General features: G+C 47.6%; 6 protein-coding genes and 1 tRNA gene. 4 read left to right on the forward strand and 3 right to left on the reverse strand.

What is annotated here, in order from left to right; genetic code table 11:
* A partial coding sequence (locus AKL11_RS20215; RefSeq protein WP_172807339.1) for an IS66 family transposase occupies positions 1 to 988 on the forward strand: 988 nt, incomplete at its 5' end.
* A gap of 1128 nt (positions 989 to 2116) precedes the next feature.
* Here the strand turns inward: AKL11_RS20215 and AKL11_RS20225 are convergent.
* Positions 2117 to 2193, reverse strand: a tRNA-Pro gene (locus AKL11_RS20225).
* A gap of 187 nt (positions 2194 to 2380) precedes the next feature.
* On the opposite strand from AKL11_RS20225, the gene AKL11_RS20230 reads away from it, so the two are divergent.
* Genes AKL11_RS20230 through AKL11_RS20240 form a run of 3 tightly spaced genes read left to right on the forward strand, consistent with a single transcriptional unit; the run spans position 2381 to position 5498 of the window.
* Complete coding sequence (locus tag AKL11_RS20230) at positions 2381 to 3022, forward strand: peptidylprolyl isomerase (RefSeq protein WP_067521234.1); 642 nt, start codon at positions 2381 to 2383, stop codon at positions 3020 to 3022.
* Between the two features lie 5 nt (positions 3023 to 3027).
* Complete coding sequence (locus AKL11_RS20235; RefSeq protein ID WP_095210564.1) at positions 3028 to 5220, forward strand: tRNA(Met) cytidine acetyltransferase TmcA; 2193 nt, start codon at positions 3028 to 3030, stop codon at positions 5218 to 5220.
* 35 nt (positions 5221 to 5255) lie between these two features.
* Positions 5256 to 5498 (forward strand): GrxA family glutaredoxin, encoded by a 243-nt coding sequence (locus AKL11_RS20240; protein ID WP_067521238.1) that lies wholly within the window; start codon positions 5256 to 5258, stop codon positions 5496 to 5498.
* Positions 5499 to 5504: 6 nt separating this feature from the next.
* Here the strand turns inward: AKL11_RS20240 and AKL11_RS20245 are convergent, their stop codons facing one another.
* The gene (locus tag AKL11_RS20245; RefSeq protein ID WP_067521241.1) at positions 5505 to 6398 is read right to left on the reverse strand and encodes a hypothetical protein; all 894 of its coding nucleotides are present in this window, start codon (positions 6396 to 6398) and stop codon (positions 5505 to 5507) included.
* Between the two features lie 10 nt (positions 6399 to 6408).
* A complete protein-coding gene (gene pdxH, locus AKL11_RS20250) occupies positions 6409 to 7047 on the reverse strand; it encodes a pyridoxamine 5'-phosphate oxidase (protein WP_067521244.1) in 639 nt (212 codons plus the stop codon).
* Positions 7048 to 7382 lie beyond the last annotated feature (335 nt).

Below are 7382 nucleotides of genomic sequence, written 5' to 3' on the forward strand. Positions count from 1 at the left end.
CGAACTACTGGCGACAGGTATCCGCTGTTCACGTTATCTGCAAACCGACGACACTGGTTCAAGACATCAGGGTCAAAATGGCTATTGCACTGTTATTACCAATGAACTGTTCACTTGGTTTGGTACAACCGGAAGCAAGAGCAGGGAAAACTTCCTGACTTTACTGCATCGCCCCTACCGAACCTATGTACTGAATGCTGACGCGATCCACTATCTCAGTGAGCACAAATTTGCCAGGAAATGGGTGAACATACTGAAGCAATATCAGGATGTGCATTTTCTCAGCGAAAAAGCCTGGAGAGCCTTTATGGACGACATCGGTCTGACAGGTTCAAGGAATCGACAAAGGGCGACTGAGGCCATGCTCTACGGTAGCCTGATGAATCACGGATTCAATCTGGTCACATTCAGTGATGGTGCCGGACAGTTTAATGTGTTTGCCCATGCCCAGTGCTGGGTACATGCTGCCAGGCCGTTAGAGAAAGCCATTCCGGTCAACGATCATCAGGTTAGTGCTCAATATTGGTGCTTGACCTGGTTCTGGGATATTTATCGTCATCTTAAGGCGTTCAAAGCATCTCCATCGGATGAAAAAGCAGCCAGAATCAGATTGGCTTTTAAGAGCCTTATCCAGACACAAACCGGCTGTTCAGCCCTGCAGGAAGGATTATCAGGTTTAGCAGTGATTGAGGAAGAGCTGCTGATGGTTCTGGATCATCTGGAGTTGCCTTTACATAACAATCTCAGTGAAAGTCAGATTAGGGAGCACGTCAAACGGCGTAAAATCAGTGGTGGCACCAAAAGCGAGAGCGGACGACAGAGTCTGGATACCTTTGCAAGTCTTAAGAAAACCTGCAGACAATACGGGCTTTCATTCTGGCACTATTTAACAGATAGGCTGACAGGTAGCGGGACATTCCCGAGGTTGGCAGATGAAATAGAACGTGCTGCACGTTGGGTGTCGTGTGGGCTAAAAACGGGTTTTTGAGTAATTACTTCCATTGCAGGTGGTGACATGGTTATAAATCAACAGTTACATGCTTTCCTTAAATCACCGGATGTAAACCAGATTTTTCTGATGTATGCATTGTCATTTCAAAAATCATATATGATCAAAATGGCATCAAATACGACAGTACCCTATATGAACAAGACAATTTGTAACAGTGTACCGCTGACTCTAACGCCAATAGATACACAAGATAGGTTTGCATGTATCTACTTTACTACCAAGAAGAAACTGGAGAGTGCAAACAAGTTAATTTAGGGCTGGAGCATCTATTCAACTCTCTTAGTGAACAAGCTTTTGCTGGTACGTTATGATCTCGTTCCTACGCAGAGCATGGGAACCAGTGCTTTTGCGACAGCCTCTTTTCTGTGGGAAAGTGTCGTAGATACAAGGTCGGTAACCCAAAGGATTGCCGACAATCAGCACCTATAGGCCTGCGAGATGTCGGCAATTCTTTCAGAATTACCGACCTACGGGGATTGATGACGCTCCCTCGGTCTGGGGGTGTTTTTAATATCAAGAATTCCCCCTATAAAAAGTCTATAGCCTCATTCCCACGCTGGAGCGAGGGTGTCGCAAAACCCCAAACATCTCGTTCCCATGCTTTGCGTGGGAATGCATAGCCTTTAATTACAATGGGTTAGAAGTATGGGTTCCCACGCAAAGCATGGGAACCAGGGGGGCGACAGCCTCTGGAGCATGGGAACGAAGTACAACTCAGCGCTTAGCGGAGTTTTTCTTATTAGATGGATTTTTATAAAAGCCTGGGTTCGCTTTTGTCTTGTATACCTATTTCGCGAATCTTTCTTGCCTCAAGAGGCGATCTCACGCTCCAAGCCAGTAATTCGAATGCGCGGTTACAGACCGCTTCGTTGTAGCGAGCAAGTCTTCCATAAGATGTTATGTGTCTCGTTGAATCGTTGGTAGTACTATGTGGAGCTTTAAGGTAGATATTAGGAAGGGATGTTGACCCTGACTCTTTAGTATCTAATCCCATGATAATCTTTCTCTGGCTTTTTGAAGAGATAAAAGAATACTGAGTGATATATTCAGAATAGGTTCAAAGATAAGCTGGGAAATAATAATTAGAAATAGGGTGAGAAGATTTGGTCGGAGCGAGAGGATTTGAACCTCCGACCCCCACAACCCCATTGTGGTGCGCTACCAGGCTGCGCTACGCTCCGACGCTGTCTTGAATGGAGTGATCCCTCAAGACGCTGCGTATATTACCCAATAGCTCGCTATTTGCAAGACCTCGCAGCGCATATTTCTATTTCCTGCTTCATGTACTCGGTTATTATGTAATGCGCTTTTTGTTTTGCCTTCAGTGCATTTACTATTAACGAACATGTAACGATTCAAGGGTGAGAAATGAACGTATTTGGAAAGTGGTTGCTGGCCAGCCTGTTTATCATGGTGAGTGGTTATACTCTGGCGACTGAGCAGGGTGGTAAGCCAGAGTCCGTTGTCGATGCTGTGAGTCAGGTTGTTCTGCAGACCAATAAAGGGAACATCGTTCTGGATCTGGCGGAAGCCGAAGCGCCTGTTTCGGTCAGTAATTTTATTAACTATGTGGACAACGGCTTTTACGACGGTTTGATTTTTCACCGGGTGATTAATGGTTTTATGGTTCAAGGCGGTGGCTTTACGCCGGACATGACTCAGAAAGAAACTGAGAAACCCATTAAAAATGAATCCATGCAGCGTGGTCGTTTGGAAAATCATCGTGGAACCGTAGCGATGGCTCGCACACAGATTGTTGATAGCGCCACGTCGCAGTTCTTTATTAATTTGAAAGATAATCATTTTCTGGATGGCCAGTCCCGCAAGCCCGGATACACGGTTTTTGGGCGTGTAGTTGAAGGGATGGACATTGTTGACCAGATTGCCCGTGTAAAGACTGGCAATAGAGGCCCTTATGGTGATGTTCCCGTTGAGCCGGTAGTGATTGAAAAAGCCTATCTGTTGCTGGATGAATCCGACAATGGGGATTCTGAGGTGAAAGAGTCCTGATCGGTATGGATGAGTCGACTTCGATTATTCAAGATCTGGTTCGGTCACTGACAACGGCGGCCAGTCAATGTGGCCAGCGTCGTTTGTTAGTGCTCTCCGGTGAAAAGAGCTGGTGTTTTGATCAGGCGGCAGAAGTCGTAGGGCTGTTAAATAATCAAAAATTACTGTGGGTTGGCGAGCAGGGAGAGTTGCCAGCTTTAGGCTGTGCCGACCTTGCCAATATTGAGCTCATAAAAGCAAACAAAACCCGTGAACGGTTAGGTCGAGAGCATCAGCATATTATTTTTGATGCGTTCGCCGGTTTTGATGTGGATGCGTTTGGGGCGATCAGCGGCACATTATGCGCCGGTGGTTTGTTCGTTCTGCTCGTGCCACCGCTGAATGACTGGCGTTATTATGCAGACCCGGAACATCGACGGATGCAGGTGTACCCCCAATCGGAGGAAGCGGTTTCAGGTTGGTATTTGCAGAGATTGTCTGCTCTGGTTCGCACTTCTGATCAATTATCGCTCTGGTGTCAAAGTGGTGAAATTCGGATTCAACAACGGTCACCGTCGTCTGATATTCCTCAGGATATTGCTTCGTCACCCTACAAAACGTTATCCCAACAGCAAGCCGTGGAGGCGATACATAAAGTGGTACGAGGCCACCGTCGTCGCCCTCTGGTGATGACTGCAGACCGTGGTCGAGGTAAAAGTGCTGCGTTGGGCATTGCCGCAGCGCAGCTGCTTAAAGAAGGGCTTGAGCAAATTCTCATTACTGCTCCGGCAAGAAAAACGGCAGATGTCTTTTTTTTCCATCTGCAACATGAGCTGGGAAACAACAGCGCTGAACTGATGGCAAAAGTGCGCTTTATTTCGCCAGATGATCTTATTCGCACCCAACCGGAAACCTCATTTTTACTGGTGGATGAGGCTGCCGCCATACCCACCCCGCTGCTGGAAATTATGCTGCAGAGTTACAGCCGCCTTGTTTATGCGACCACGGTTCATGGCTACGAAGGTACTGGGCGTGGTTTTGCCATACGTTTTAAAAAGATACTCAATGAGCAAGCACCTCAATGGCAGGAAACCAGGTTGACGGAGCCCGTCCGGTGGCGGGCAGGAGACCCTCTGGAAGCGTTTGTGTTTTCCGCGTTGTTATTAAATGCCGCGCCTGTTGAGATCGAAGACGACGAATCCTTTGATCCAAAGCTTTGCCAGTTCCGTGAGTTGTCACCGCAGGCGCTGATTGCTGATGAAACGTTGCTGCAGCAATTGTTTGGTCTTTTGGTGCTGGCTCATTACCAAACCAGTCCGTTCGATTTAAGACAATTATTGGACGGTGGCAACATATCAACCTTTGGTCTTTTTTCTCCCCAGAGAAAATTGGTGGGCGTGCTGCTTGCTGCAAGAGAAGGTGGTATTGAACCCGAGTTGCAGGACGGTATCTGGCTTGGTCAGCGGCGGGTGCGTGGCCATCTTTTGCCTCAGTCCCTGAGTAATCATCTTGGTTTGCCGGATGCTATTGCATTGTCGGGTATGAGGGTAATTCGAATTGCCGTTCATCCGGACTGTCAGCGCTCAGGGCTGGGAAAGGAAATGCTGATTGCTTTTCAGGACTTTGCAACAGAACAGGGTGTTGATTATTTAGGAACTCTGTACGGTGTAACTAAGGACCTTCTGACGTTTTGGTCGGATTCTGGTTACGAGGCTGTCAGAGTCGGGCTGACCCGAGATTCGGCCAGTGGCACTCATTCTGCCATGATGTTAAAACCCATTTCGGCGGCTGGCAGTCAATTGGTTGCAGAAGCCAAAGGGGCTTTTATTGACCAGTTCCACTGGTTGTTAATGGATGAGCTGCGTGATTTTGATCCTGAACTGGTGGCGGCTCTCTTCAAGAGTTTGTCTGATGATGTTCAACGTCACGGGCTTTGGCAGATGTCAGAGCGTGACTGGCAGGAATTATATTCCTTTTGTGAAGGTCAGCGGCAATATGAAAACTGTGTTCACGCTATCAAAAAAGCCATTGTTCTGATTACTTTATCCGATACGCCTGAAACTGTGGATGTCAGTCTTCTGGTACGGCGTGTTCTGCAGAATCAGTCATGGGCATCCGTCGTTAGAGTCTGTGATTATTCTGGTGAGAAGCAGGGACGTGTGGCGCTAAGAGAGGCAGTAAAAATATTGAATGCCAAAGGCCATCTCCTGGCGTTATAGTGCGATCCTGATTACTAATCCAATGGAGCATCATAATGGAAAGGTTTACTGTTTTTGGTCGCCCGGGTTGCGGCTTCTGTGTTCGTGCCAAACAGTTGCTGGATGCAAAAGGGTATCCTTATAAGTACGTTGATATCTACGAAGAAGGCATCAGCAAGGCGGATCTCTCCAAGACCGTGGGTAAAACCGTAGAAACCGTGCCGCAGATTTTTCACGGTGAACAATACGTCGGTGGGTGTACGGATCTGGAAGCTTATCTGCCTTCGCTGGAAGCCTGACTTTTATCAGGCGTAGCGATAAATCCTTGAATGAGGATTATCGTTGATTTTCACCAGGCGGGCATCGCTGCGTTGTAGCCGTTCCTGTCTGGCTGTTGGATCAAAAGGTCGGATACGGTTGAATTCTGGTAGCGGCTGTCCGGGAGTCAGCTGAATAAACAACGGCAAAGGTGAGTTAATTTGTGCCGGATAATGTTTCTTCAGAGTGGCATCGGTATCCCTCAGTGCTTTTATATCATTTGACCAGGTGATGTTGGCTCGCAGATGGGGAGCCAGTATGCGCTTGATAATAACGACTTCTGTCTTTGGCATACATTCCAATAGTCGTATATCGTCATTGATGGCAACGGAGGCGATGTATTTTTTCTGGAAGTGTTCAATGGCTTCTTCTGCCGTTAATCGAACGGTACCGCTGTGGCTGGCAGCCCAGCTGAAACCAACACGCTTTGGCGGTTCGGGAAACAGTTTCAGTTGCCGGTAGCATTGCACAAAATGCAGATGTTTGATCTGTAAACCACCTAATAACCCATCTCGTAAATCTTCAGATGCCTGTTCAATGGCTTCGACACTGTCGCCAAAGAGTTTACGAAAATTGGCGATGGCTGTTTTGAAATCGTCACGACACTGATTCAGTTGTTGCCCAAGTTCCATGGTGGTGGCAGAAACACCAATCAAACCTGTCAGCCTTGCGGTTTCCTGTTTATTCTGTGTTTCGAGATACGTCAGTTTTGTCGCAGCATTCGCCGCCATTGAGCGGGCGTCGTCGTTCTCTCCGGCTTCCATAATCCAGACCGGTAAGCCGTTATCCGCTTCGACCGCTTCTCGAAACGTCTGGTTTTGATTGACCAGATCAATCAGAGACTCTCTGACGGCAATGCGTGCTGCAGCTTCCTGACTCATGTTCGAATCCTCAAGGTGCCAACCGTTCTATTTGCCAATTGTTAGACGGAAGTCGTGTATAGAGAAAGCGATCATGGAGTCGGCTTGGTCGGCCTTGCCAGAATTCGATTTTCTCAGGCACGACGCGATAGCCACCCCAGAAATCCGGCAGTGGGATTTTTCCTTCTTTAAATTTACGTTTCATTTCTTCCAGCTTCATCTCCAGCACTTTGCGGCCAGTGATGACCGAGCTTTGATGAGAAACCCAGGCACCAAGCTGGCTGCCTTCCGGACGACTGGTGAAGTATTTCAGAGATTCAGCAGTAGAAATCTTTTCTGCCCGGCCGCGCACAATGACCTGTCGTTCAAGGGGAATCCAGGGAAACATAATGGCAACTTGTGGGTTGCTGGTGATGTCTTTGGATTTATTGCTGCTGTAGTTAGTGAAGAACACAAAACCGGAATCATCAAAATATTTGAGCAACACAGTTCTTAAAGAAGGAACGCCGTCAGCGTCAGCTGTCGCCAAACTCATTGAGTTGGGCTCAGGCAGTTGCGCCTGTTCTGCTTGTTGAAACCATAACTCGAACTGGGCAAACGGGTTCTCATCGAGGTTGTCCCGGTTGAGGCCTGCTTGAGTGTACTCTTCTCTTAAGTGACTGATATCCATGGCGGCACGGTCTTAGATAATGACTGATGATTGTAACTGGCTGAAGGTTACAGCGCCACTTTCAGCGACTCCCGGATAAGGTTGCGTTTTGACATGCTATAGCCACTCATGTAACTGACACCGTCTTCAGCACCTAGGAGGCTGACCGAGAATAGCCAAATCAGTTATGATAAACCTCAAAACCAAATATAATGATGCCAAATGTCTCCACCTCCAAAATTCAAGGATAGCCCTGTTGAGTTCAACCAGCATTTGCTGTTTCCAACCAACATCTTTGACCTGCTTCCCAGCGACCACGATTGCTTTACCTACGAACTGCTCTTTCAGAGAATCGA

Origin of the sequence: Endozoicomonas ascidiicola (assembly GCF_001646945.1) — a bacterium.
Classification (GTDB): domain Bacteria; phylum Pseudomonadota; class Gammaproteobacteria; order Pseudomonadales; family Endozoicomonadaceae; genus Endozoicomonas; species Endozoicomonas ascidiicola.

Bases quoted from the DNA above. Each gene is read 5' to 3' on its own strand.
- AKL11_RS20235 (WP_095210564.1), top strand. From the start codon at position 3,028: ATGGATGAGTCGACTTCGATTATTCAAGATCTGGTTCGGTCACTGACA.
- AKL11_RS20230 (WP_067521234.1), top strand. From the start codon at position 2,381: ATGAACGTATTTGGAAAGTGGTTGCTGGCCAGCCTGTTTATCATGGTG.
- pdxH (WP_067521244.1), bottom strand. From the start codon at position 7,047: ATGGATATCAGTCACTTAAGAGAAGAGTACACTCAAGCAGGCCTCAAC.
- AKL11_RS20245 (WP_067521241.1), bottom strand. From the start codon at position 6,398: ATGAGTCAGGAAGCTGCAGCACGCATTGCCGTCAGAGAGTCTCTGATT.
- AKL11_RS20240 (WP_067521238.1), top strand. From the start codon at position 5,256: ATGGAAAGGTTTACTGTTTTTGGTCGCCCGGGTTGCGGCTTCTGTGTT.